Origin of the sequence: Limibacter armeniacum (assembly GCF_036880985.1) — a bacterium.
Lineage (GTDB): Bacteria > Bacteroidota > Bacteroidia > Cytophagales > Flammeovirgaceae > Limibacter > Limibacter armeniacum.
This window is the reverse complement of sequence record NZ_JBAJNO010000009.1, coordinates 1,146,151-1,172,711: the sequence shown is the minus strand read 5'-3', so window position 1 is coordinate 1,172,711 and position 26,561 is coordinate 1,146,151. Positions and strand designations below refer to the sequence as shown.

The following is a 26,561-nucleotide window of genomic DNA, read 5'->3' as shown; positions in this document are numbered from 1 at the left end:
ATTATCATGATTGAAAACAATATCGCAACTGAACATAATATTCAGTCAGGAAGTCTTGGTACTTCACCTTTCGCATTTGATTTTCCCCCGATAGACAACAATCTAAAAGAAGGAGTAAATAGAAAAATAATTACCGAACTGGGTGTTCGTCACTGGGAAAGTTGCCATAGTGTGGTTGGTGTAAGTGATAATGAACAAAATGCAGGGGTACTTAAATCCATTGATGCAGGAGCTGGATCACTCGTTTTTGATTTTTCAAATCAGCATGTTGCTAATGTAGATTGGGAGGTACTTTTGAAAGGCGTTGATTTGGAGAGAAAAGGAATTGTACTAATCACGCAACGAAACATAACATCTTATCTTGAAAGTTATCTCTCATTTATAAAAATGAATGGAGTGAAAGCAGAGAAGCTCAAAGGGTATATAATGTCACGAGAACCTCATGTTGACGATATATCCAAAGCAATGCTTTTAGTTAAAAATAGTCCTGATTTTAAGGTGAACAGTATCATTCTGAATTGTGTAGAAAAAGTAGCAGATCGGCTAAGTGACGCAATGGATGTGGTTGTTAAGAGAATGAAAGAGCTTGCGGAGAGAGAGGTGTCTGAAAAAGAAGCTTTTGATAACATGGTTATATGCTTCAATATAAGTGACCAATACTATTATGAAATAGCAGGTATCAGGGCGCTGAGAGTGTTACTTTTCAAGTTGTCTCAATACTTTAAAGTGGAAAAATTTTCTCTGAGTGATATAAAAATTCATGCTTTTGCTTCAGAAACTGCTTCAAGTAATCAAGGTGAAAAATGTTCTCAATTGAAATTGGCTTCAGCGGTTATGGGGGGATGTAACTTGCTTACGTTACTTGCAGATCATGACGTATTGGAAAACAATGAGGTGTCAGGAGCAGAGCAGAAGTTGTTAGAGTCAGTATTTGAAGACTATTACAGTGGGAGTGAGTCCTATTACTTGGAAGCCTTGACGAATAAATTGGTGAACCTTACTTGGGATAGCTATTTTCCACCAAGCTAGTGAACCTTCAATCTTGTCAGATTAAAGCTGTCAAATTGTCACAGAAAAGCAAATTTTAGACGATGGTCTAAGGTTTGCTTTTTTTATGAAATGAAAGTGATTTGATTGGACTATTCAATTATAGACAAATATATAATAAGCAACTTCAGAAATATGAAACGCAATATTTTTACAGTATTACTGAGTTTGTTAGCAGGATTCATTGGCGCATATCTATTCAGCAAATTGGATAATGGTAATACCAATGGTACACAAGCTGTTGAGCTGGTAAGACAAGGAGAAGTGGCAGAATCCTTGGAGATTCATAGACCAGTTCCTTATGCAACGACCAATGTAAATGGACTACCTAAAGGAGAAGGTGGTGACATACTCAGCTTTTCAGAAGCCTCTGGCGTGGCTACGCAGTCTGTGGTGTACATCAAAACTTATACACAAGGAGCTTATAGCAGAAGGTCAACATGGCTTGACTTGTTTTTTGAACGTAGTCCCAGTCGTGAAGGCGGTATTGCATTAGGGTCTGGATCTGGAGTGATCTTCTCTGATGATGGATATATTGTAACCAATAATCACGTTATAGCCAATTCGGATAAGATTGAGGTAGTACACAATAAGCGTACTTACAAGGCTAAACTGATAGGGACGGATACATCAACAGACTTGGCTTTGTTAAAGATCGAAGCAGAGAATTTGCCTTCGATAAGAGTAGCGAGTTCACGGGAGCTTCAGGTAGGAGATTGGGTTTTGGCAGTTGGTAACCCGTTCAATTTGGCAACAACTGTTACAGCAGGGATTGTAAGCGCCAAAGGGAGGAAGATTAACATTTTGAAAGATGTTTTCCCAATTGAGTCATTTATCCAGACGGATGCTGCCATTAACCCTGGGAACAGTGGTGGAGCATTGGTCAATGTGGATGGTGATTTGGTGGGAATTAATACAGCTATCCTTTCTCGAACAGGTTCATATGCGGGGTATGGGTTTGCAGTACCTTCAGATATTGTAGCTAAGGTAGTCAATGACCTAAAGAAGTATGGTGAAGTCCAAAAGGCTTTTATTGGTGCAGAAGTGGTAGAGGTAGATGAGCAAATTTCCAATAAGTTGAATTTGGATAATGTGGACGGCATTGTTGTCTCAAGAGTTGATGTTGGTGGTGCTGCTGAAAAAGGCGGTGTAGAAGTTGGGGATGTGATTGTTGAGATTGACAATTTTGAAATTAATACTGAAGCTGATTTTGCAGAACAATTAAGTTTTTATGTTCCAGGTGATGAAATCAGGTTGAAATATATCAGAAATGGAAAACTGATGAATACATATCTGGTACTGACCAATCTTGATGGAACAACAGGGATTTCTAAAAGAGAAGTGTACAATGCGGAAAGCATAGGTGCTACTTTCGAATCTGTTCCAAAGTTTGAGAAAACAAAACTAGGATTGGAGAGTGGTATTAGAGTCATGTCCTTGAAAAGAGGTGGGTTACTGGATAGGATGGACCTTAGAAAAGGGATGTTGATATTGGCAATTAACCGTTATCCTGTTAACAGTGCTGAAGACTTTACGGAAATTCTGGAACGGATCAGAGGTAGGGTTATTTTGGAAGTAATGACTGAGAGAGGAGATAAAAAGTATTACTCCTATTATTTCTAGGGAAGTCGTTTTATAGAGGGATGTGTAGCAAATTTGACTGTTTAATATTCTGATTTAAAATTGAAACATATAGATATGTTAGTTTGTTAATGTGTTTGTGGTATATTTGGAACACCGTTAATATTTGTATAAAACGATTCTCGAATTGAACTTTATCATAGTTTCTTAGTTTTTACGACTAGAGCATTTAATTTTGCGGAATCAAAAAATCGCATACAAAATCATAAAAATACAATGGCTAGAGAACAAGTAAAGTGTTTGATCATCGGTTCTGGACCGGCAGGTTATACTGCTGCAATTTATGCTTCAAGAGCTAACCTTAATCCTGTAATGTACCAAGGTGATCAACCTGGCGGACAGTTGACTATCACTAATGATGTAGAAAACTTCCCTGGTTATCCTGAGGGCGTAGTAGGACCACAAATGATGATGGACCTTCAGAAGCAAGCTGCACGTTTTGGTACAGATATCAGAACAGGGTATGTGACTAGCGTAACTTTGGACAAAAATGGAGGCAAACACTTGGCTGTAGTTGATGGTAAGCATGAAGTTGAGGCTGATACTGTGATTATCTCAACTGGTGCTTCTGCAAAGTGGTTGGGACTGGAGTCTGAGCAAAGACTGAACGGTAAAGGCGTATCTGCATGTGCCGTATGTGACGGTTTCTTCTACAGAAAGCAGGATGTAGTAGTAGTTGGTGGTGGTGATACAGCTGCTGAAGAGGCTACTTACTTGGCTAACCTTGCTAATAAAGTATACTTGTTGGTAAGAAGAGAAGAGATGAGAGCTTCTAAGATCATGCAGAAGCGTGTTGATAATGCAGCTAACCTAGAAGTACTTTGGAATACTGAAACGGTTGAAGTAGTAGGTGATGAAGAAGTGACAGGTGTAAAAGTTCGTAACAACGTGACAGGTGAAGAGTCTGTAATCGATGCGACTGGTTTCTTCGTGGCAATTGGTCACAAGCCAAACACAGACATTTTCAAAGGTCAGTTGGATATGGACGAAAATGGTTACCTGATTACAGCTGCTGATAGTACTGCAACAAATATCCCTGGTGTATTTGCAGCAGGTGATGCTCAGGACCATATTTACCGTCAGGCAGTAACTGCTGCTGGTACAGGTTGTATGGCAGCACTGGAAAGTGAAAGATATTTGGCTGCGAAAGAAGTAGAACTTTCTTAATCAGTCATTTAAGAAATATAAAAAGAGGCCCCTGCAAGATGCAGGGGTTTTTTTATGTCCAAACTTTTATTTATCTGAAGACAATTGAGCTATCTCTATTATTTCTATTGTCGTAGAAGGTGTTATCTATATGATTTATAGCATCTTTCAAGGATATTTTTGGTTTATATTTATGTATTTTTATTTCTAATGCATTATCTTGCGATCCATTTGCAAGTATTCCTGTCAGAAACCTAGTCTGATAGTGTAAGCTCAAGTGATGTGATGAAGAGTTCGGAAACAGAGGTTTCGAACAGAAGGGGAGAAAAGCGTTTACGAGAATTCCTTAAAATCAATACTTTATATCTAATATGCGTGTGACTTTAATTACGGGCGCTCTTTGCTCGTTGATGGCTTTCCAACAACTGCATGCACAAGACATGCAGAAACCAAAGTGGTGGTGGGGAAAGCAAAAAAAAGAGGCTTTTTTAGCTAAGAAAGATGCACAAGTTTTGGCTGCAGAAGAGCAGGAGGAAGCAACCAATAGCATGTTTGTGTTTATGAATGGAAACCAAGCATGTCTTGAAGACTCTCTGATCAGCAAGATTCCTGAACCAAAAGGAAGGATCAATCTGAATAAAACAGATCAGTGCGCTGACTCTGTGGAGATTAGTGATGGAGTGTTTATAGATATGGATTACCTGACTGCCCATGATTATTACAGTACATGGGATACGCACTCAGTTAATCCATACGATTATAGCATCAAGAGTTTTCAGGATACGGTAGGACTTAACCTATTTGATGAGGCAAAAGCAAAAGAAGCGTGGTCTTATCCATTGGATGAGTGCGTAAGGGTTACTTCCAATTACGGTTTCAGAAGATGGAGATTCCATCATGGAGTCGATCTTAAACTGAACATTGGTGATCCTGTGAAAGCTGTTTTTGATGGTGTTGTCAGAATAGCGAAGTACAACAGAAGAGGATATGGCTATTATGTGTTGATTCGTCATAAGAATGGATTGGAAACGCTTTACGGTCATATGAAGGAATACCATGTAAAACCAGGTGATATGGTGAAGGCTGGTGAAGTGATCGGGCTTGGTGGTAATACAGGTAGAAGTTCTGGGCCACACTTGCACTTTGAGGTTCGTTATCAGGGACATGGCTTTAACCCTCGAGATATGTTCGATTTCGTAGATCAGAAAGAGCCTTTGATTGCTCAGTTTGATCTGACTCCGAATAACTACAGGTTGTTGCTGTCTGCAAAAAGTAGTGTATACCACAAAATCAGAAGCGGAGACAGCCTTTGGTCAATCAGTAAAAGATACCATACCTCTATCAGTAAAATCTGTAAGTTGAATGGGATTTCAAGAAATACAACTCTAAGACTTGGGAGACGGATTAGAGTCAGATAAGAATAAAAAAACCACTTACATTAAGTAAGTGGTTTTTTATTTCAGTCCCTTTCTACAAGGTCTCTAATCACTACAGAGGCACAGTTTAAGCCAAAGATGGCGGGCATGTAAGAGATAGTTCCAATAACGGACTTCTTATACGTCATGCCTTCTACTACTTTAACTTTACTGTGGTCTATATGCTCAGGAGAGAAAACAACTTTAAAACCTTTCTTGATCTTAAATTCTTTCAGTCGCTTTCTTACCTGTCTGGCAAGTGTACAGTTATATGACTTGGAAATATCGGCAATCCTTGCTTTTGAAGGGTCAACTTTTCCTCCTGCACCCATTGAGCTGATCAACGGTAATTTCTTAGCCATTGATTTCACAATTACATGAAGCTTTGGTGTGAGTGTATCAATACACTCTACCACATAGTCATATGGAGCAGCACTCAGTAGATCTTCGATCTCCTGCTCATCCATAAACATGTTGATAACCTCCAAATTGAGGTCAGGGTTGATGTCTTTCAGTCGCTTTTCAAACAGTTGCGCTTTGGACTCCTCATGCGTACTTGAAAGGGCAATCAGCTGACGGTTACGATTACTAGGGTCAACAGTGTCACCATCTACAATGGTCATTTTACCAACTCCTGCTCTAGCAATGGCTTCAGCTGCAAAACCACCTACACCACCTAGTCCAATTACTAGTACGTGTGCATCGTTCAGTTTTTTTACTTTTTCATCTCCTAAAAGGAGTAATGTTCTTTCTTGCCAAGACATTTTATAAAAACATGAAATTTTAAATATTCAACTCATCCTTTCTCTGAAAGGTGGGCAAAGTTACGGAAAACCTGTGATTTGAGTTCTGCTTCGGTACAGTTTCTTAATGCAGCTGCCTGTTGATACACGCTTTGAATATGTAATGCAGCATTATCATCGGTTTCTAAGAACAACCTATCAACAGGAGTTTTGGTAAATGCTTCAATAAGTTTAGGCTTGTTTTGCAGGAGAGCATGACCGAAAGAAAGGTAACAGCCATTGTTCAAAAGCTGATCAGCAGTTTGCGAATTCCCATTGAAACCGTGGATAATAAAAGGGGTTTTGACCTTTAGTTTTTTCTTGACTGAAATAATATCAGGATAACTGCGAACAGCGTGTATGATCACAGGCTTTCCGATCTCTTCTGCAAGCAGTAAATGTTGCTCAAATATGGATAGTTGAGTTTCCCAAGGGCAATTAATAACCCTGTCAAGTCCAGTTTCACCAATTGCAAAAACAGCATTATTCAAGCAGTATCCCTTCAGTTGCTCAATATCAAATTGCTGGGATGATATATGCCATGGATGTAATCCAATACTTACTTTTCGACCTTCTTTATTCGCCAGTTTGAGTATGTCAAAATCAACTTCTTGCAGAAACAGGTTAGGTATTTCAACAGTATCTTTATTTCCTGTTGGGTGATGAGTATGTATATTGATATATGGAAAATTAGTCATGATTGAAGTGTTGATAAAAAGTGAAAATATGGAGAATGTAAAGGTAGTAAAAGGAGATATTACAAAATGTGAAGTGGATGCAATTGTCAATGCTGCAAATACATCTCTGTTGGGAGGAGGTGGTGTCGATGGGGCTATTCACAGAACGGCTGGACCACAATTATTGGAAGCCTGTAAAAAGTTGAATGGATGCTCAACAGGAGATGCTAAAATCACAGGGGGATTTAATTTACCTGCCCGATATGTAATTCATACAGTTGGCCCTGTCTGGAGAGGAGGTAATAATGGTGAGGAAGACCTTTTGAAGTCTGCTTATCAACGTAGTTTGGAAGTAGCTGAAGAAGGAAGTTTAGATAAAGTAGCATTTCCCAATATCAGTACTGGGATATATGGCTTTCCGAAAGAAAAAGCAGCTAAGATTGCAATAAGTATCGTGAAGGAGTTTATGAGCAAACACAAATATCCTTCAGAAGTTATCTTTGTCTGTTTTGATGATGATAACTACTTGTTGTATCAGCGGCAACTTGAAAAATAAGGAAAGCCACTTAATAGGGTAGGGGCTTTCCGAAATGTTTATTTACCATCTTCTACAAGCAATTTGAGCAATAGTGCATTGGTCCATGCAGAGCGACTATGGTTGTATTTGCTAGGAATAGTAGTATTAAAAGCCTCCACATTAAACTTGTCAGGGAGCGTTCCATTCAGTTGAAATGCTCTGAGGTTGAAAAGTACCCACCTTTTTTTGACTTCATCAGCAATGTTGTCAAACTGGTAATTTCTTAAGCCCACAATGGTGACCCATTGCATAGGAGCCCAACCGTATGGGGCATCCCATGTTTGTCCATTATTAAGTAATGAGGTAGCGACACCTCCATGTTTCATAAATAATGATTTGATGTGGTGAGCCATATGGGAAGAGTGCATATTGGTGGCAAAACCGATATACATAGGGAACATGCTGGCAATGGTAAAACGCCTGGTAGGTTTATTTTGCAGTATGTGATAATCAGAGTAACAATCGGCATGCTTGTCCCATAAATATTTATTGATTGTTTTAGCCCTTAGTACTGCCAGTTTGTGGTAATACCTTGCCATATCCTTATCTCCTGCCACCCAATAAGCTTCCCCCAACAGTTTTTCTAACTGAAGAATCATGCTGTTAAGGTCAACAGGAACAATACTGGTAGTTTCCAGTGATTCAAGTGTGTGGTTGTCAGCGAGCCATCGGCTACTGAAAGCCCAACCTGACTCACATGCAGACTGAATTTCACGGCATATTTCGGCTTTGGGCTTATTGGTTACACTATGAATTCTTTCAGCCAATTGTGTGTCGTGTAAATAAGCTTCAGCTCTTGGCTGTGTATTTTCACTATAGTAGCGGTTTAGAATTGCCCCGTTAGGCATTAGTACAGTTCGGTTATTGGTAGGCTGAGTTTCAGTTAGAGACTCTTTTCCTTTCATCCAAAAGTCGTACTCCGCTTGTAGTTGTGGGAGAAACTCTTCTAGAACTCCCCAACTGTCTTCTGCATAGACCAACTCATTGACCATCTGACTGAAAAATGGGGGACTTGTCCTGCCTAAGTAATAGGTACGGTTACCTTCTGGAACATAACCATACTGGTCAATAAGCCAAGCACAGTTTTTTACAATGTTCCGAAGCATTTCTACCTCGTTGGAGGCATGTAGTCCCAATGCAATACTATAGGCATCCCAGTAATAAAAATCCTTTCCTCCGCCTTTGGCAACAACATAAGGGTGTGGTAGGTGAATATAAGTTCCGGTATATGGTTGGGTACTGCTGATGGGATTGATAGCAGACCATTGATTTTGGAGTTGTTGAATATCTCTGTTCTCAACAGATTGTTGTTCCAGTTGAGTAGTGGTAGGGATATCAAAATTTTCACCGACAAAGGCTTTCAGGTCAAAAGATCCATTGCTTTTATGCTCATGATATTTGTTCATGATCTTGTCAGGGTGGTCAAGTGGTACGCAGTCCACAAATGTCTTGGGATTATCAAAAATCTTTTCCTGATAGACGGCTAGAAATAGCTCATCAAATGATTCTTGAAAGTTGATGGGAGCCTTATCCTGAGAATAGCTGGTAAACTGAAAGCAAGTTAAGAATACAAGCAACAGGGTATATTGCAAGACTGACAATACTTTTTTCATGCTGGTGAGTGCTGGTGGTTATGCAGTAAGTGGTTTTATTGTCTGAAGTCCATGCGTTGGGCATGTAGCAGAAGACGGATAGCATTGGTAAGGAGGGCGCGAAGTTTCGGGTATAGATGTAATTAATTAGGTACTTGGGTTGTTGTTTACAATTGTTTGAAAAATGTGCTAATCCTTACACCTTAAAATAAGAGGTAGGGAATGAAAAATAAAGGCGTAACGGGGATAAAGCCCTGTTACGCCTTCGTAGTTAAGTAATATTCACAAGAGAAGGTACTTCGCCTACTCTCTGTCACTAATGATGCTGCCAGTCATTCTAAGTAAGGAAGCATTGCTTTGTATCAAATCATATTTGGCTCTCAACGCTCTGAATGCTGCATTCAGGTAACTGTTTTGAACTTGTCTGTAGTCAAATGAATTGATAGTACCCATTTCATATTGTTCTTGACTCAAGCGTAGGTTTAATGCAGCAGCCTGAAGGCTCTTTTCTGTCAGGTCCACCAACTCAATCCTGTTGTTGTATTGCTCATGTGTTTTCTTGAGCTGATTGGTTAGGGATAGTGTCGTTTTTTGTGTCATCAATTGCTGTTGCTGATAACTCAGCTTAGCACTTTGTACAGCACGTTTACGCTGACTTCCTGCATAGATTGGTACATTCAGTGTTAGATTAGCATATGGACCATAGCTGTAGCCATTACGCGTTTCTCTTACTAGTTCAGTAGTTGTACTGTTTGCCTGATAGCTAGTAAACGCCTCCTGTAAAACTGGAAGAGCACCCCAATTAATAGGATCGTTAGGGTCTATGTTAGGAGGTAAGAAGTTGCCAATATCATTTCCTGTATTGGGTGTTGTTTGTGGGAAATCTGCTGTAAACCAGTTCGTGGATACATTGTAGCCAACATCAAGCGCCAGACGAGGCTGTCTGTTTACTTGTTGCATCCTGATGTTTATTTCACTTAGTTCCAGGCTTCTATTCTGACGAAGCAATGTGCTGTTACTGGCTTTCATTTTCTCTAATAAATCATCAAAAATGAAGCTTTCAGGAGTAATGCTTAATTCATCTGTCAGGTTGTAGACCTTGTCAAGATTTTCTTCTGCCATCAGTTCATTCAAATCCCTGAAGGCATTCGCCATCACCAATTCTTGATTGACAAAATTAGAGGAGTCGTTATAGAAGTTGGTTTCTTCTTGTGATACTTCAAAGCTTGAACCACTACCCATTTCACGTTGCAGTCTAGCAAACTCAACGCGATCCTTAGACAAGCCAAGAATCGTTTTAAACACCTTCAGGTTTTCTTGCTGCAACTGTACGTTATAATAAGCAAGGATAATTTGTTCAACAGTGCTTTCAAGTGTAATGGCAGCTTGCATTTCTGTTTGAGCTTCCAGCTTTTCGAGTTGCTCCTTGGTAAGGTTTACTTTAAACCCATTGAAGAGTACCCAATTGGCATTGACACTCCCAGAAAGTACATCACTCATGTTGGTTCCTGGCAGGGCAAATGGACTAGCTGGCTTGTTGTACTGTTGGCTGTTATTAAAAGTTGAGCGAAAGTCAATAGTGGGAAACCTGCCCGCCTGTCCCCAAGAGTTTTGTTGGACGGCATCTTCAACCTTACTTTCCTCAATTCTGATGTCGTAGTTGTTTTCCAACCCTTTCTGGATAGCCTGTTTGAGCGATAGGACTTCAGAAGTTACGTCCTGAGCATATGTCATGGCATTACTTAATAGTACTGAAAGGATCAATAAATACTTTTTCATATAAAAAAAGTTTGTCAGTCTCGTAGTAATTATTTCTTGTAAAAGCCCCCGATATATCGGGGGCTTTGTTGATTTAGTGTTTCTCAGAAATTTGCTGCTTATAAGCCTGTCCATTGGACTGACTTAAAGGCGTTTCATCTTTATCAGCAAATAGAATATCCTTATCCTGATCAATGATAACACGTTCAACCTCTTGAGGCTCTGGTCTGAACCCTGTCCATGCCCACTTGGCATATACTCTCAGGTCATTGAACATCAGTATTAGTACAGGGAAGAACAGTAGGATAATTGTTGTACCAACCATCACACCCCAAGCCACTGCAATTGCCATAGGAATCAGGAATTGAGCTTGGAAGCTGGTTTCCATAATAAGAGGATATAATCCAGCCACAGTAGTCATAGTGGTCAGCATAATAGGTCTGAAACGGGAAATACCAGCATCAAAAGCAGCCGCTTTAGGTAGCATTCCTTCTGTCAGGTTTCGGTTGTACTTGTCAAGGAAAACCACGGCATCGTTAATAATTACCCCTGAGAGGGCAATCATACCCCATGCACTCAACAATGAGATTGGTACACCATGTAAGCCATGTCCCCAAGCGGCACCAATCCAGCCTAGTGGAATCATGGAAATGATCAGTACAGCCTGATAGAATGAACGGAAAGTCAGCATAATGATGATAAAGATGGCTAGGAATGCCCCTATAAACAGTTTCATCATCTCTTGTCCTGACTTTTGACTTTCTTTTGCCTGACCGCCCTCTTCTTTTCTTACACTAGGGAATTGGGCAAATACCTCAGGCATAATGTCATTGTTGATTTTCTCCAGAATTGGAGGAACTTCTGCAAACGGATCAACCAGTTCAGCTTCTACCGTTGTTGTACGGCTGGCCATATAGTGCTTGATATCAGAAATACCCCTGATGATCTCATAGTCAATTAGCTCACGGACAGGGTACTCTTTGCCTTGTACCTTGATTTTCATATTGTCAAGCTGTGTTAGGCTACTTCTGCCGTGTTTTGGATAGCGTACCCAAACACGAATTTCATCCCGTCCTTTTTGCAGACGTTGTACCTGTTCACCGAAGAAACCTTGACGTATTTGCTGCACAATCGCATCCCTTGTCAAGCCAAGGAAGTGAGCTTGTGGCTTGAGTTCGATCTTCAGTTCTCGTTTACCTATATTCTTGTCGTCAATAATTTCCTTCAAGGCAGGAATTTCTCCCAAACGGTTTTTCAAGTATTCCGCAGCGGCATCCAGTTCAGCTGGGTTTTTACTCATCAGCTTGATGGAAACAGGTTTCCCCCAACGTCCTTCATTGCCAACCGAAAATTTGTCGGCTTCAGGAATCTCACCGATTTTATCCCTGATTTTTTCAATCAGGTCAGTGTCTCTAAATGGGGCATCGTCCAGTTCTTTGAAAAAGACATTGACGTTACCTGTATGTCCACCACTTCCGAACTTACTGCTACCTACATTGGAGAATGTATAGTTGATCCAGTTGGTAGTGTCATTGTATTCTGTCTTCAACTCCTCATTGATTTGCCACACAAGGCTATCAAACTCATGCACATAATCTTTGGTAACGGTTTCCCTTGTTCCTGCTTTGAAAGCAATGTCAATATTCAAGCTGTTGAATGGGATACGAGGGAAGAAAGTTGCTTTAATCAATCCTCCACCAAGCAATCCGGCAGTAATAGGGAACAGTGCCAATAGTATTACTACAGAAACCCATTTGTATTTTAGGGTAAATTGTAGCGCCTTACCGTAAAGGTTCAGACGAACATGATCAAGGAAGTTATTGATCTTGGTTCTGATGCGTCCACTCCATGAGGTGCTGTCTTTAGCTCTCAATACCACAGGGCTAGCTAAGTGAGCAGGGAGTACAAAGAATGCCTCGATCAGAGAGAAGCTCAGTGCAAAGATTACGACAATACCCATGTCACGCAGGAAGCTTAAGCCACCTTCAAGTAGCAACAGCGGAATAAAGGCTACGATTGTCGTCAGAACGGAAGTAAATACTGCTGGCATTACTTCTAAAGTACCTTCTACTGCTGCACGGTATGGAGACTTGCCCTTCTCGAAATGAGCATAAATATTTTCAGCGATTACGATACCATCATCCACTAGAATACCCACTACGAGGATCATACCGAAGAGGGAAATCATATTGATCGTAAGTCCTACAAACGAACCGAAGATAAATAGACCAAGGAAAGATGACGGGATACCCCAAGCTACCCACAAGGATAGCCTTAGGCTAAGGAAAAGCCCTAAGGAGATCAGTACCAAGACCAAACCAATGGCACCGTTTTCAAGTAGCATGGTCAGACGCTGGCTAAGCATGTCCATAAACTTGAAGGTGATTTCCATATGCATGGATGGGTTTCGCTTGTTGAAGTCTGCGATATATTCATCCACATAGTCCGAGATTTCCTGCAAGTCTTCACTGATCAGTTTATCTACACGCATATAAACAGCTTCCTGACCGTTGAGCAGTGATTCATTAGGCGTTTCGGCAAACTGTTCGTTGATTGTCGCAATGTCTTTTACACGAATACTGCTACCGTCATCGTTGGCGAGCAGTACTATCTGACCGATTCTGTCAGCTTCAGACCTTTTACCTCTTGAACGCAAGAGGATTTCTTCTCCTTCAGTCTTAATCGCACCACCCGATACGTCACGGTTGTTGCGTCTTACAATGTCGGCCACCTGTGTCATGGTAATGCCATAACGCAAAAGTGTTTCTTCAGGAATTTCGATTGAGATCTCTCTGTCAGGATATCCCATTACCTGTACCTGAGAGACTACGTCTGAGCTGAGTAAGTCTTCCTCAACACGCTGGATGGCAATCTTCAGGTCATTCAGCGTTACATAATCATTTGTCCCTCTCAGTCCGACCCACATTACCTGTGTCTTGTTCTTCTGCTTGAAGATTGTAGGACGTTCAGCTCCAACAGGGAAAGCACTAATACCATCCACTGCATTCTTGACATCAGTATATACCTCATCAATGTCATAGCTTTCATAGACTTTTACAGAAATGTTGGCAGCATTTTCAGAAGAGGTTGAATTGATTTCCTCAATACCGACCGTGCTGCGTATTGCCTCCTCAATTCGTTGAGTAACCCCTTCTTCCATTTCTTCAGGGGAAGCACCAGGGTAAAATACTTGGATAGAGATAAACCTAGATTCCCGTTCAGGGAAGAAGGATTTTTTGGTGTTTACAAGGGAGAAGATCCCTATCAGTAGCGTTAGTGCAATGACGGTATTGGAGAGAATACCGTATTTCACAAATGCCTTTAATATGTTTTTCATCGTTTACAGGTTTTTCAACTTATAGTAGTCCGTAGCGGTGCTTAGATACTTGAAAGGTTCTGCTTTTTCTTATCCTTTACATTAGTAACCGTGTTGTTTGACTGGTCTTTTTCTTCATCAAGCTTCTTGACTTTCATGTCTTCGTAAGCATTGATCAGTGGTTCGGTCACAACATCTTTCCCTTCTTCAACACCAGAAATGATGGCAGTCTCTTTGGTGATCTTATGTACTTTGACATCCTTTACCTTCAAGATGCTGTCTTCTACGATGTATACCATCTTGTCATCTACCAAAGCGTTTCTAGGGAATGTCATCGCATCCTTGATTTTTACACCAGAAATAGTAGCACGCAAATACATACCATCATATACTTTGAAGTCCTTACTTGGGCTGATGTGTACATAAACGTCCAAAGACTGGGTGTTTTTGTTGAGTACATCCGAGATGCGGGTTACTTCACCTGTCCAGCGCTGATCTCCATTTTCAGTATCAATATTTACTTCTGTACCTCTTTTAACCCACTGTACGTCTCTTGGGTCTAAAGCAATATTCAGTTCTAAGGAGTTTGCCTGAATGATCTTGCCAATACGCCCACCTGGATTTACAAAAGAGCCTGTGTGTAGGTTTACCTCTGTAATGGAACCACTGAAAGGGGCATAGTAGGTGTATTTCGAAAGGTTTACTTCACCACTTTTGATGCGGTAGTAATTAGAGAAAATATTTCTTGTGGCAAGGAATGTCTTCTCCTTAGCTGAAGTGACTTCTGGCAGTTTGGGCAATGCTTTTGCAACATTGATCTGCTCGAAGAATGTCTGCCATTGCTGGAAACTGTCAGGGAAATCGATTTTGAAGGTTGGTAACACACTGGCTACATCTTTCAGAAAGCTTGCACGATCTGCTTGCAGCTTGTAGTAAGCTTCAGTAGCATCGATTCTGAATAGCACTTGACCTTTTTGGAAGCGCTCACCTTCTTTCAGTCGGATACTTCCAGGTAGCATCTTGCCTTGAACTTCAGAAATGATATCAAGAGGCATAGTAGATTCCACACGACCGTAAGCAACAATTTCGGTGTTTACTTCAGTGTAATCTACAGAGGCGGTTTTGACATATTTTGTAGCCTGAATCTGCTTGACCTGCTTAGGTTCTTCTTTCAGTGAACTTAAAAAGTAAAATAAGCTAGCTGAAACAGCGATGATGAGAACAATAATAATGATCTGACGGGTTTTCATGATCCTCCGTTTATTATGCGTTTAGTGTAATAGTGTAGTGAAACTTAATATCTGTAAATATAAGTGTGCCATGCTTTGCAAACATTTCTTTAACAACATCTTAACTATGAAATGTTTACCAAAGAGGTGTCCGTTTTTGAAACAAGCTGAAAAAATCTGTTCAATGTTGTTCAGAAATAATTTGTTAACAGAACTAACAAAAACACCCCGTACGGTGTAATTGTACAAAGAAAGGAGTAAGTATAATAAATTAGTGTAGGTGAAGTTTGGGATGCTGAAAAAATAAACTTTTTTTTGCAGGAAATTACATCTACATCACCTTCATACTCGAATATGAGCGATTTCATCAAACACGAGTGTGGTATTGCGTTGGTAAGGTTGCGCAAGCCACTTTCTTACTATATCGATAAGTACAAGACACCAGCTTATGGTATCAGCAAGATGTATTTGCTGATGGAGAAACAGCATAACCGTGGACAGGACGGGGTAGGTTTCGCAACAGTGAAGATGGGCATGAAGCCAGGGTCGCCTTTTATCGACAGGGTTCGATCAGTGGACCAGCAGCCGATCATGGACGTTTTCAAGAAAGTAGGCAAGAAACTGAACAAGATCAGTAATGATCCTGATAAATATTTGAATGCTAGCTATCTGAGAAAGAATGTTCCATTTGTGGGCGATGTTTACATGGGCCACCTGCGTTACGGAACACACGGAAAGAATAGTATTGATACGTGTCACCCATTTATGCGTCGCAACAACTGGAGAAGCCGCCAGTTGGTGATGGCGGGTAACTTCAACATGACCAACGTGGAGGAGCTTTTTGACAAGCTTGTAGAACTAGGTCAGCACCCGAAGGAAAAGGTTGACACCGTAACGGTAATGGAAAAAATCGGTCATTTCCTAGACCTTGAGGTACAAAGCCTGTTTGATGCTTACAAGGCGGAAGGGTTTACCAATCAGGAGATTTCTGAGAAGATTGAGGATTCACTGGATCTTCAGAAAGTGTTGGCTAGAGCCTGTAAGGATTTTGACGGTGGTTATGCCATGATGGGTATGACGGGTTACGGTGCTTCATTTGTGGCACGTGACATTAACGGTATCAGACCAGCTTATTACTACGCAGACGATGAGGTAGTAGTGGTAGCATCTGAAAAGCCAGCCATCAAGACCGCTTTCAACACGGCTTATGACAAGATCCATGAGATCAAGCCAGGTCATACACTGATTATTGACAAGGACGGCTCTTACCGTGAAGTACCATACCTGGACGCTGCTGAGAAAAAGTCATGTAGCTTTGAGCGTATCTACTTCTCAAGAGGTTCAGACCCTGCAATCTATCAGGAGCGTAAGAAACTAGGTGAGTTGTTGATTCCTACTATTCTGGAAAAGATCGACTACGATTTAGAGAATACAGTATTCTCATATATCCCTAATACAGCCGAGACTTCATTCCTTGGAATGATTGAAGGTTTGGATAAGTACCTTGTTGAGAAGCGTAAAGAAGCCATTGTCAAAGGAGTCAAAGGCGAAGAGCTTGACAAGCTGCTTTCTCTCAGACCTAGGGTTGAGAAAATGGTTATCAAGGATGCGAAAGCACGTACCTTCATTGCGGATGACAACATGCGTAATGACATGGTAGCACACGTATATGATACCACTTATGAGGTAATCAAGAAAGGTGTAGATACCTTGGTCGTGATTGATGACTCTATCGTAAGAGGAACAACCTTGGAGAAGAGTATCATCAACATGCTGGACAGACTGGAGCCGAAGAAAATTATCATTGTTTCTTCAGCGCCACAAATCCGATTCCCTGACTGTTATGGTATCAACATGTCACGTATGAGTGAGTTTGTAGCATTCCGTGCTGTAATGAACCTGCTTCAGCGTAATGGCATGACGGATATGATTGACGAGATCTATTACCGTTGTAAGCGTGAGCTTCGCAAAGGTCCAGACGAGGAAATCTTCAACAATGCGAAGAAAATCTATGAGCCATTTACAGATGAGCAAATCTCAAATGAGATCGCCAATATTGTAAAACAGGATCATATTAAGGCAGATATTGAGATAGTTTACCAAACAGTAGACGGACTTCATGAGGCTTGTCCTGAACATTTGGGTGACTGGTACTTTACTGGTGACTTCCCAACAAGAGGAGGTATGCTGGTAGCGAACCGTTCGTTTGTCAACTTTATGGAAGGAAAGAAAAACAGAGCTTACTAAGACTGTTTATCTGAAAATATTGAAAGAGCGTACTGCTGTAAAGTGGTACGCTCTTTTTTATTGCTTGTATAAAATAGAACAAAAGAAATGTAGCACTGGGATAAAGGCTCTTTTGCCTTAGGTAGCATGTGATATTTCAGGGATAGGTTTGGCATGAAAATGTATATGAAAGTTTATTGTAAATAAATAACCCATTTTCAAATTAACTGACTTGACTGATGAAACAATTGTTTTTAACCCTGTTACTGACCCTATATTTGCTCCTAATTGTTCCATTTGTTGTTTGGAACCTTACAATGAGACTTACCCTTGGTCTGCCTCTCCTAATTTTTCTGATCTTGTTTATCTACCAGTATTACAGGCAACGGTTTGTAATGGCTTTTGTACTGGTACCATTTATCGCATTTTCCATGTACATGTTAGCAGCCCCATATACTTGTTCACAAATCAATGAACGACAGTATGGGTATATGGCAGATATAGAGGTGGGTAAGCCATTAGGACTATTGGAAAAGTGGAACATTTATGGGCTGAATATTTCAATGGGACTGATAGCGCCTATGGTTGGGTATCCTGAAGCTGGATTGCACACATTGGCGATGATGATTCCGAATGATGGAGGCAAAAAAGTATTTACTGGAGACTTTTTTCTGCGAAAGTCAGCGATGGTAAGGGAGGCATTTATGAAAGGTGAAAAACAGGTGCGCTGGTATCAGAGACACTATAATATCACCAATGAAGAGGCTCGGGTGGCATTAGCGTTGAATGTCGCACATATTAGGGTAGAGGACGGCTATTATAAGATAAAGGCACAAGTGTCTTATCCGAAGAAATGTCGTTCTCATATGATCAACCTATCTTGGCTGAAACTTGATATGGAGGAAGGGCTGATCCGTTATTTGGAAGAGGAAGGTTGGTTGTTTCCATACTGGGTAGAATGGCAATATCCTGTCAGTGATTTTGTCTTAAATTAAAGTCGGTATTCTCCCAAAGAAGTATAAAGCCTGTTTTGGGAGAATACTGTTACATTTAAATGATCACCTGCTGGATGTTTTTTGCTCCAGCGAATGCTGTCATTAACTGAGTGATTTCAGACAAAGCATCGTCAAGCAGACCTTCAGGTTCAAAGTCAAAAAAGAATAAGGCAACTTGTTGGCAACCATCTCCAATACTTGTCCTGACAGAATCACTTGTTGGAGAGCCAAAAGCCCCTTCATGATCATGTAAAACTGGAAGGAACTCAATATTCAATACTCCTCTGCCTATAGCTTGATATGCTACATCAGCCTTTCCATGATCAAGCTCAACTTCTCCTTTTATCATATCAAGGTCATACCCTCCAATAGAGAAACCACTTCTGAGGGAAGTCAAGTTGATGATGTCTACCATATTATTGATCAGGTACAAGTCTTGACTTTTTACCATTCGCCTCATGAGTGCTTCAGCAGAAAGGCGGTAGCGGTTAGGGTCTTTTCCAAGACTCTTGTAAGCACTCTTGCTGGCCTTTATAACAGGATGGTTGCGAACTTCCTCGGCTGTGATTTCACTAAGTAGAGACGTTGTCTGTTGAATTTCTTGCTTAAGAGCAAGAGAGCTTTCTTCAATTTGGACTTCAGCTGTAATGATACCTAATTTGATATTGGGGCATGCAGCTTTGATAGTTGGAGATATAACTGTTTTTATCATGGTAAATGGTCAGAAAAGTGACTGTAACCTATCCGCAGTATTGTTACTTTTAACGGGATTTATTGGAGATAGTCAATTGCATTATTTCTTTGAAAAAGATTCGGAATCATAAATGTAACAGTATTTTTGTTGAAATTTTTTTCAAGAAAACCAATCGAGTGAAACCCTAGAAAGCTGAAAGCATAAGAGATCAATGAAAAAACCGATTATAAAGGTGATAATACCTGCGTTTAACGAGGAGAATTCAGTGGGGAAAGTAGTGCGTGATATTCCTAAAGAGTGGGTCGATGAGGTAGTAGTAGTCAATAATGCGTCTACTGACCAAACAGAAAGAGAAGCAAAGCTAGCAGGAGCAACGGTTCTGACGGAGAAAAGACAGGGGTATGGTTATGCTTGCTTGAAAGGGATGGATTATATCGCTCAACAACCGGATGAGTTAAAGCCTGATATTATCGTCTTTCTGGATGCAGATTACTCGGATTACCCCGAGCAATTGCCTGAAGTGGTAGCACCTATTCTGAAAGACAACATGGATCTCGTGATTGGCTCTAGAGCATTAGGCAAGAGAGAGCGTGGCTCCATGACACCGCAACAGGTATTTGGGAACTGGTTGGCAACAACACTGCTTAGGGTCTTTTATGGAGTTCGGTTTACGGACTTGGGTCCATTTAGGGCGATTGCTTACCCGAAACTATTGGCCTTGGACATGTCAGACAAGACTTATGGCTGGACAGTGGAAATGCAATTGAAAGCGGCAAAACAACAGATGAGATGTACGGAAGTACCTGTTGATTATCGGGAGAGGATAGGGTTTTCAAAGGTGTCTGGTACGGTAAAAGGTACTGTCATGGCTGGATACAAGATTCTTTGGACTATATTTAAGTACTTGTAAATATAAAGGTTACTCACAAAATCAGCACTAAGTTTTGATGAGGGTAACCGTGACTGAAATGCCACCACTATGGAATGGGTTGTATTGATTTTTTACTTGGGTGTATTGTCTTTCATTTTCTGTTACAGTTTGGGACAATTGCATCTGGTAATGCATTACAGAAAAAGGGAAAAACAAAATATAAACCAGCAAGTGTTTGAAACTGATAGCTGGCCAAAGGTAACGGTTCAGTTGCCAATCTATAATGAACTGTATGTGGTAGATCGTCTGATTGATAAGATAGTTGCATTGGATTATCCATCAGCGAAACTGGAAATTCAAGTTTTAGATGATTCGACAGACCAGACTGTTGAGCGGATTGCAGAAAAGGTAAACTACTACCAGAAGCAAGGGGTTGACATTCAGCATATCCGAAGACCTGAAAGAAAAGGCTTCAAGGCTGGAGCCCTTGATTATGGAATGAAAATCTGTAAGGGTGAGTTTTTAGCCATTTTTGATGCGGATTTCCTTCCTGACAGAGATTTCCTGAAAAAGATGGTTCCCAATTTTGAGGAAGGGGTAGGGGTTGTACAGGCTAGATGGGGACATATCAATAGGGACTATTCTCTTTTTACGAGATTACAGGCATTTGGCTTGGACGCACATTTTACGGTTGAGCAAGGTGGGAGAAATGCAGCACACAGCTTTATTAATTTTAATGGGACGGCAGGAGTATGGCGCAAAACCTGTATTGAAGATGCGGGAGGATGGCGACCGGATACACTTACTGAGGATCTTGATTTGAGTTATAGGGCGCAAATAAAAGGGTGGAAGTTTCGCTTCATGGAGGAAATAGAAGCACCTGCTGAGTTACCTGTCACGATGGAAGCTATCAAGTCTCAACAGTTCAGGTGGAACAAAGGAGCCGCAGAATGTGCCCGCAAACATTTGTTGAATGTATTGAGGCAAAGACTTCCACTATCAACCAAACTGCATGCAGTTTTTCATTTGTTGAATAGCTCAGTGTTTATCTTCCTACTGTTGGCATCACTGTGTAGTGTTCCTATGCTTTGGGTAAAGGCACATGACGAAGAGATTAGCAAGCTTTTTCATATAGGGAATATCTTCCTGATTGGATTCTTTTCCATTGCTTATTTCTATTGGGTATCTGTAAAGCAAATGCAGCAATATAACTCGGAGATAGACAGTAACTATTACTGGAAAAACTTCCCTGTATTCCTGATGATTTCAATGGGACTTTCATTGCATAACTCCATAGCCGTACTGGAAGGGTGGTTTGGGTTTAAGTCGCCATTTATCCGAACCCCTAAATTTAACGTAACAGTAGCAGGAGACAATTATACAAGCAATATATATGTCAAGCATCGCATCAGTCCACAAACGGTTATTGAAGGGATGCTATGCCTTTATTTCCTTTTTGGAATTGGTTTGGGTGTACAGTTGAATGACTTCGGACTGGTTTTGTTTCACAGTATGTTGGCATTTGGGTTTGGCAGTATTTGCTGGCAATCATTAAAAAACTAGAAAAAGGTAGGCGTACAGCATCGTACGCCTTTTTTAATAATCAAAAATATGAAAAGAGTTCTGTTGCATGACTTTCGTGTAATTGAAGGTGTTAAGAAGGGAGAAGACCGTATTTTGAGCAGACTTTATAGGGATTACTATACACCTGTTAGGTGGATGGTAAAAAGGAATGGAGGCTCAGAGGAGGACGCCGCAACCCTATGGGCAGAAGTGGTATTGGAAGCTTACAGTCAGATAAGGTTTCAGGAGGAAGCACTGAAGGGAGAGAAGCTAAATGCTTGGCTATATTCATTGGGATGTGATTTATGGGGAGAGATTAAGGATGGTTTTGACCACTACTTGCCATTGGTGGCTGTTCAAGTAACTTCTCAGGGTAAAAATGAAAAGCTGCACCATGCACTTCAAGCTTTTGAGAGCCTGGAGTCCGATACACAAGAGCTTCTGACACTGATTTATTGGAACCGTATAGGTGAAGAGGCTGCGGTACGTCGGTTTGGAGTTGCTACAGCAGAGGCTTCTGCTTATCATCAACGTGCTTTGAGAAATTTTAAAGCTGCCGTACAATCCGAAGAGGTATTGCCAGTACTTCAAAGTGTGCTGATGTATAAAGGGATTGAATCGGTTAGGGAAAGACTGAAAGATTTTGAGTTACCGATGGAGGAGGAACCATTGAGTTTTGAGGAGCAGAAAAAATTGAATCTTACCAAAGATATTACGCCTGTTCTGTTTGAAAAGAAAAGCAGCTTGTGGGAACGAATGAAGCAGAAGTTGTTTAAAAAAGAGTAGCCCTATTATTTAACTTTTTCAAAGAGTCAATAGAGGTATACTTTTATCGGTATCTAATTGATTAGTAGTTGGAAACTCACAGTTTTTAAAAAGGGATAAAACTTTACATCCTGTACAGGAATTTTTCAGGTTGCTTTTGCGGACAGGTTGTGTTAGGAGGCTATTTCTGTTATATTTAACATGTTTTACAGATAATCGAATCATTTCTCACCCGATTCAGTTTCTTATTTTAAGAAACACATTCCTTTCAAAAGATATACTCTATTAAACCCAAAAAATCAGATTTAGATATGAGAAATAACACGCTTTTTACATTCTTGGGAGGTATTGCAGTTGGTGCATTGGCAGGGTTGTTACTGGCACCTGATACAGGAGAAAATATGCAGCGAAAGTTGACAGATGAAGCCAAAAGGCTTCAAGGAGACTTGAACTCTCAGTGGGCAACAGGAAGAGAAAAGTTTGAATCCTACAAGACCAAACTTAAGAAGAAGCAGGACGATCTGGGTGATGCCATTTCTGATGCAACCAAAGGATCAATTGGTGATGCATAATCAGTAAATTTGCATAAAAATATGAAGGCAAAGATAAGCTGTTATCTTTGCCTTCTTCATTATAATTAAGTTTTATGAAAACTTTTATATATGAAAATACGTTAATATAAAAGTGTTAAATAATTTATAAATAGATCAAATTAATACTAACGATATGGAACATCTGACGCTGAACTCATTTAAAGAGAAAGTATTTGACTTTGAGCAAAACAAGGATTGGTCCTTCAAAGGAGATAAACCCGCAATCATTGATTTTTATGCAGATTGGTGTGGACCTTGTAAAATGATGGAACCTGTGCTTGAGGAAATTGCTGAAAAGTATAAAGGCAAAGTTGACATTTATAAAGTTGATACCGAGGCAGAACAGGAACTTTCGGCTATGTTTGGAATTAGGAGTATTCCGTCATTATTGTTTATTCCACAAGAGGAAAAACCTCAAATGGCGAACGGTGCTTTACCGCTTCATACATTGGAAAAAGCTATTGGAGAGGTGCTGAAAGTTGAGCTGTAAGGCTTCATTAAACTTTATTAAATAAATATACCCCGAAAGAAAATAGCTTTCGGGGTTATTTTTTGCCTAATGATCTTCTACATTCTTGTTGGTTTTTCTCCAAAGTCTTCCGTTAATTTGTCGCAGATTATTCAAAAAATCCTTTTTAGAGGAGATTTTGTCATATCTGAAGGTGCTAAATGCTGTAAAATCAAGTATTTCACGGTTTTAATACCTGATTAATTAATTTTCAACCTTGTTGTAAAAAATACAATTGCTGTGTTATAAGTGTAAAAAATAACCTAAATATTCGGCTATTCGCTTACACGATATTTGCGTTTATCTATAAAATTTTACCTTTGAACACAAATAAGGATCATAACCAAAAAGCACATGGACAAATACTCATATATAGCCAATGCGCACGGGGCTTACTTGGATCAGATGTACGAATCGTACAAAGCAGATCCAAACTCAGTAGATGAATCGTGGCAACGATTCTTTGAGGGGTTTGAATTCTCTTTGCAGAAGTACGGAGAAGAAGTGTTGGATGGAAAAGCACCTGCTACCACGACAAGTGTAAGCAGAGAAGTGCTGGAGAAAGAGATTGCAGTAAGAAAACTGATTGACGGCTACCGTCAGAGAGGTCACTTGCAGTCACTGACCAACCCTGTAAGACAAAGAAAAGACAGAAAGGCATTGCTGGAGCTGAAAGACTACGGCTTGAGCGAGAAGGATCTTGATACAGTATTTTCTGCTGGAGAAGAAGTAGGCATGGGCCCTTCTAAGCTTCGCGATATTTTGAGCATGTTGAAGCAAGTGTACGAAGGTCATATTGGATTTGAGTATACTGCTATCCGTGAGCCTGAAGTATTGGAGTGGTTCAAGCACAAAGTGGAGCATGAGTATCCTTCATTCCAGTTCTCAACTGATCAGAAGCGTAGAATTCTGGAAAAACTGAACGAGGCAGTTGTATTTGAAAACTTCCTGCATACGAAGTTTATCGGACAGAAGCGATTCTCACTGGAAGGTGGTGAGTCTACAATTCCTGCCTTGGACAATATCCTCACAAAAGCTGCAGAGTTGGGTGTTGAGGAAGTAGTAGTAGGTATGGCACACCGTGGTCGTTTGAACGTACTGACCAACGTGATGGGTAAGACTTACGCTGAGGTATTCAACGAGTTTGAAGGACAGGCTGTGCCTGATGAAACAATGGGAGATGGTGACGTAAAATACCACCTTGGATTCTCATCTCAGGTAACTACAGCACAAGGTAAATCAGTACGTCTGAACTTGGTGCCAAACCCATCTCACCTTGAGGCAGTTGATCCTGTAGTAGTTGGTAATGTTAGAGCAAAAGTAGATAGCCTTTACGGAAATGATTACTCTCGTATCATGCCAATCTTAATCCACGGTGATGCAGCTTTGGCTGGTCAAGGTGTGGTATATGAGACAGTACAGATGTCTGCACTGAATGGTTATGATGTAGGAGGTACTATTCACTTCGTAATCAATAACCAAGTTGGTTTTACGACCGACTTTGAGGACGCTCGTTCAAGTATTTACTCTACAGACGTATCTCAGTTGATCGAATCACCTGTATTGCATGTAAACGGTGATGATCCTGAAGCTGTAGCTTACGCAGTTAGATTGGCGGTAGAGTTCCGTCAGCGTTACCACCGTGATGTTTTCATCGATATGGTATGTTACCGTCGTCACGGACACAATGAGAGTGATGAGCCGAAGTTTACACAACCGAAGCTTTACAATATAATTTCAAAGCATGCCAACCCAAGAGAGCTTTACAACAAGCAATTGCTTTCTAGAGGTGATGTGGACGCTGAGCTTGCTAAGCAGATGGATGAGCAATTCCGCCACCTGTTGCAAGACCGTCTGAATGAAGTGCGTCAAAACCCACTTCCATACAGACCACAAGAATTGGAAATCCAGTGGAAACAACTGAGGTTCTCTACTCCTGAAGACTTTGATGAGTCTCCTAAGACAGGAATCTCTGATACTGCATTTGATGCAGTTGGACATGCACTGACATCCATGCCTGAAGGCTTCAAGCCTCTAAGACAGATCGAAAAGCTGATCGCTGAGCGTAAGGATATGTTCTTTGAGAAGAAAGAACTTAACTGGGCTGCTGCAGAGCTTTTGGCTTATGGTTCATTGTTGTTGGATGGCAAGACTGTTCGTATGACAGGTCAGGACGTACAGCGTGGTACATTCTCTCACCGTCATGCAGTATTGAATGATGCTGAGACAAACGAGAAATACCACAGCCTGAACCACATCAGCAAGTTGCAGTCAGAGATGAGTATCTACAACTCATTGCTGTCAGAGTATGCGGTATTGGGTTTTGAATATGGTTATTCATTGGCTAACCCGAATGCATTGGTGATCTGGGAAGCACAGTTTGGTGACTTTGCCAACGGTGCTCAAACAATGATCGACCAGTTTATCACAAGTGCTGAGTCTAAGTGGAACAGAATGAGTGGCCTGGTAATGCTGTTACCTCATGGTTATGAAGGTCAAGGACCTGAGCACTCAAATGCTAGACCTGAGCGTTACTTGCAGTTGGCTGCACAAGACAATATCGTGGTAGCGAATTTCACAACTCCTGCCAACTTGTTCCATGCATTGCGTCGTCAGTTGACTTGGGAATTCCGTAAGCCACTGATCGTTATGACTCCTAAGTCTATGCTTCGTCATCCAAGGGTAGTATCACCAATGGAAGACTTTGTATCAGGAAAATTCCAGGAGGTTTATGATGACCAGACTGTAAAACCAAGAAGCAAAGGCAAGGTGAAACGCGTGCTGCTTTGTACTGGTAAGATCTATTATGACTTGTTGGAGTACAAGGAGAATGAGAAGAGAGATGATGTTGCCATTGTAAGGGTAGAGCAGCTGCACCCATTCCCGCAGAAACAGCTTGATGCTATTCTGGATAGTTACAAGAACATGGAGACCTTGATGTGGGTACAAGAAGAGCCTGCTAACATGGGTTACTGGACGTACCTATTGCGTGCATATAGAAACGAAGAGCGCCTTTATCAGCTGAAACTTGTATCGCGTAAGCCAAGTGCTTCACCTGCGACAGGTTTCCCTAAAATCCACAAAGCTGAACAGGATCGCATCGTGAATGTAGCTTTCAATAAAGAAGAAAATTAATCATTAAAGTGGAAAGTATGGGCTTGATCAC

20 protein-coding genes are annotated in these 26,561 nt (G+C 40.7%); 13 read left to right on the top strand and 7 right to left on the bottom strand.

The features are described 5' to 3' along the window. Positions 1-6: 6 nt before the first annotated feature. The 4 genes from V6R21_RS22555 to V6R21_RS22540 all read left to right on the top strand — a co-directional run bounded on the left by V6R21_RS22555 (position 7) and on the right by V6R21_RS22540 (position 5,252). On the top strand, positions 7-1,029 hold the full coding sequence (locus V6R21_RS22555) for a methylmalonyl-CoA mutase family protein (RefSeq protein WP_334245804.1): 1,023 nt from the start codon (positions 7-9) through the stop codon (positions 1,027-1,029). 153 nt (positions 1,030-1,182) lie between these two features. Beyond that, complete coding sequence (locus V6R21_RS22550) at positions 1,183-2,670, top strand: trypsin-like peptidase domain-containing protein (RefSeq protein ID WP_334245803.1); 1,488 nt, start codon at positions 1,183-1,185, stop codon at positions 2,668-2,670. A 234-nt stretch (positions 2,671-2,904) separates the two neighbouring features. After that, positions 2,905-3,855, top strand: a complete 951-nt coding sequence (gene trxB / locus V6R21_RS22545; RefSeq protein WP_334245802.1) for a thioredoxin-disulfide reductase — start codon at positions 2,905-2,907, stop codon at positions 3,853-3,855. A gap of 350 nt (positions 3,856-4,205) precedes the next feature. Beyond that, the gene (locus V6R21_RS22540) at positions 4,206-5,252 is read left to right on the top strand and encodes a M23 family metallopeptidase (RefSeq protein WP_334245801.1); all 1,047 of its coding nucleotides are present in this window, start codon (positions 4,206-4,208) and stop codon (positions 5,250-5,252) included. A 41-nt stretch (positions 5,253-5,293) separates the two neighbouring features. On the opposite strand, the gene V6R21_RS22535 is transcribed toward V6R21_RS22540, so the two are convergent. Further along, the gene (locus V6R21_RS22535) at positions 5,294-6,013 is read right to left on the bottom strand and encodes a tRNA threonylcarbamoyladenosine dehydratase (protein WP_334245800.1); all 720 of its coding nucleotides are present in this window, start codon (positions 6,011-6,013) and stop codon (positions 5,294-5,296) included. Positions 6,014-6,045: 32 nt separating this feature from the next. Continuing rightward, positions 6,046-6,729, bottom strand: a complete 684-nt coding sequence (locus V6R21_RS22530) for a TatD family hydrolase (protein ID WP_334245799.1) — start codon at positions 6,727-6,729, stop codon at positions 6,046-6,048. Positions 6,730-6,757: 28 nt separating this feature from the next. Between V6R21_RS22530 and V6R21_RS22525 the strand changes: the two genes are divergently transcribed. Next, positions 6,758-7,264 (top strand): O-acetyl-ADP-ribose deacetylase, encoded by a 507-nt coding sequence (locus V6R21_RS22525; RefSeq protein WP_334245798.1) that lies wholly within the window; start codon positions 6,758-6,760, stop codon positions 7,262-7,264. A 38-nt stretch (positions 7,265-7,302) separates the two neighbouring features. On the opposite strand, the gene V6R21_RS22520 is transcribed toward V6R21_RS22525, so the two are convergent. The 4 genes from V6R21_RS22520 to V6R21_RS22505 form a co-directional block, all read right to left on the bottom strand. Then, positions 7,303-8,898 carry a trehalase family glycosidase gene (locus tag V6R21_RS22520; protein WP_334245797.1) on the bottom strand — a complete coding sequence of 532 codons (1,596 nt, stop codon included), beginning with the start codon at positions 8,896-8,898 and terminating at the stop codon, positions 7,303-7,305. Positions 8,899-9,180: 282 nt separating this feature from the next. Next, positions 9,181-10,656: a TolC family protein gene (locus V6R21_RS22515; protein WP_334245796.1), complete on the bottom strand. Its 1,476-nt coding sequence runs from the start codon at positions 10,654-10,656 to the stop codon at positions 9,181-9,183. Between the two features lie 73 nt (positions 10,657-10,729). Further along, positions 10,730-13,972, bottom strand: a complete 3,243-nt coding sequence (locus tag V6R21_RS22510) for an efflux RND transporter permease subunit (RefSeq protein WP_334245795.1) — start codon at positions 13,970-13,972, stop codon at positions 10,730-10,732. 41 nt (positions 13,973-14,013) lie between these two features. Continuing rightward, a complete protein-coding gene (locus V6R21_RS22505; protein WP_334245794.1) occupies positions 14,014-15,201 on the bottom strand; it encodes an efflux RND transporter periplasmic adaptor subunit in 1,188 nt (395 codons plus the stop codon). Positions 15,202-15,534: 333 nt separating this feature from the next. Between V6R21_RS22505 and V6R21_RS22500 the strand changes: the two genes are divergently transcribed. Then, positions 15,535-17,427 (top strand): amidophosphoribosyltransferase, encoded by a 1,893-nt coding sequence (locus V6R21_RS22500; protein WP_334245793.1) that lies wholly within the window; start codon positions 15,535-15,537, stop codon positions 17,425-17,427. 296 nt (positions 17,428-17,723) lie between these two features. Next, positions 17,724-18,401, top strand: coding sequence for a hypothetical protein (locus V6R21_RS22495; RefSeq protein ID WP_334245792.1), 678 nt, complete (start codon positions 17,724-17,726; stop codon positions 18,399-18,401). A 55-nt stretch (positions 18,402-18,456) separates the two neighbouring features. On the opposite strand, the gene V6R21_RS22490 is transcribed toward V6R21_RS22495, so the two are convergent. Beyond that, positions 18,457-19,113, bottom strand: coding sequence for a B3/B4 domain-containing protein (locus V6R21_RS22490; RefSeq protein ID WP_334245791.1), 657 nt, complete (start codon positions 19,111-19,113; stop codon positions 18,457-18,459). Positions 19,114-19,306: 193 nt separating this feature from the next. Here V6R21_RS22490 and V6R21_RS22485 point away from each other — a divergent pair, with 193 nt between their 5' ends. The 6 genes from V6R21_RS22485 to V6R21_RS22460 all read left to right on the top strand — a co-directional run bounded on the left by V6R21_RS22485 (position 19,307) and on the right by V6R21_RS22460 (position 26,530). Continuing rightward, entirely contained in the window at positions 19,307-20,005 is a 699-nt protein-coding gene (locus tag V6R21_RS22485; RefSeq protein ID WP_334245790.1) for a glycosyltransferase family 2 protein, read from the top strand. A gap of 69 nt (positions 20,006-20,074) precedes the next feature. Beyond that, positions 20,075-21,529 carry a cellulose synthase family protein gene (locus V6R21_RS22480; RefSeq protein ID WP_334245789.1) on the top strand — a complete coding sequence of 485 codons (1,455 nt, stop codon included), beginning with the start codon at positions 20,075-20,077 and terminating at the stop codon, positions 21,527-21,529. A 48-nt stretch (positions 21,530-21,577) separates the two neighbouring features. Continuing rightward, a complete protein-coding gene (locus V6R21_RS22475; protein ID WP_334245788.1) occupies positions 21,578-22,315 on the top strand; it encodes an RNA polymerase sigma factor in 738 nt (245 codons plus the stop codon). A gap of 290 nt (positions 22,316-22,605) precedes the next feature. After that, positions 22,606-22,866 (top strand): YtxH domain-containing protein, encoded by a 261-nt coding sequence (locus V6R21_RS22470; protein WP_334245787.1) that lies wholly within the window; start codon positions 22,606-22,608, stop codon positions 22,864-22,866. Positions 22,867-23,020: 154 nt separating this feature from the next. After that, complete coding sequence (gene trxA / locus V6R21_RS22465) at positions 23,021-23,377, top strand: thioredoxin (RefSeq protein ID WP_334245786.1); 357 nt, start codon at positions 23,021-23,023, stop codon at positions 23,375-23,377. Between the two features lie 372 nt (positions 23,378-23,749). After that, positions 23,750-26,530, top strand: coding sequence for a 2-oxoglutarate dehydrogenase E1 component (locus V6R21_RS22460; RefSeq protein WP_334245785.1), 2,781 nt, complete (start codon positions 23,750-23,752; stop codon positions 26,528-26,530). Positions 26,531-26,561: the final 31 nt, after the last annotated feature.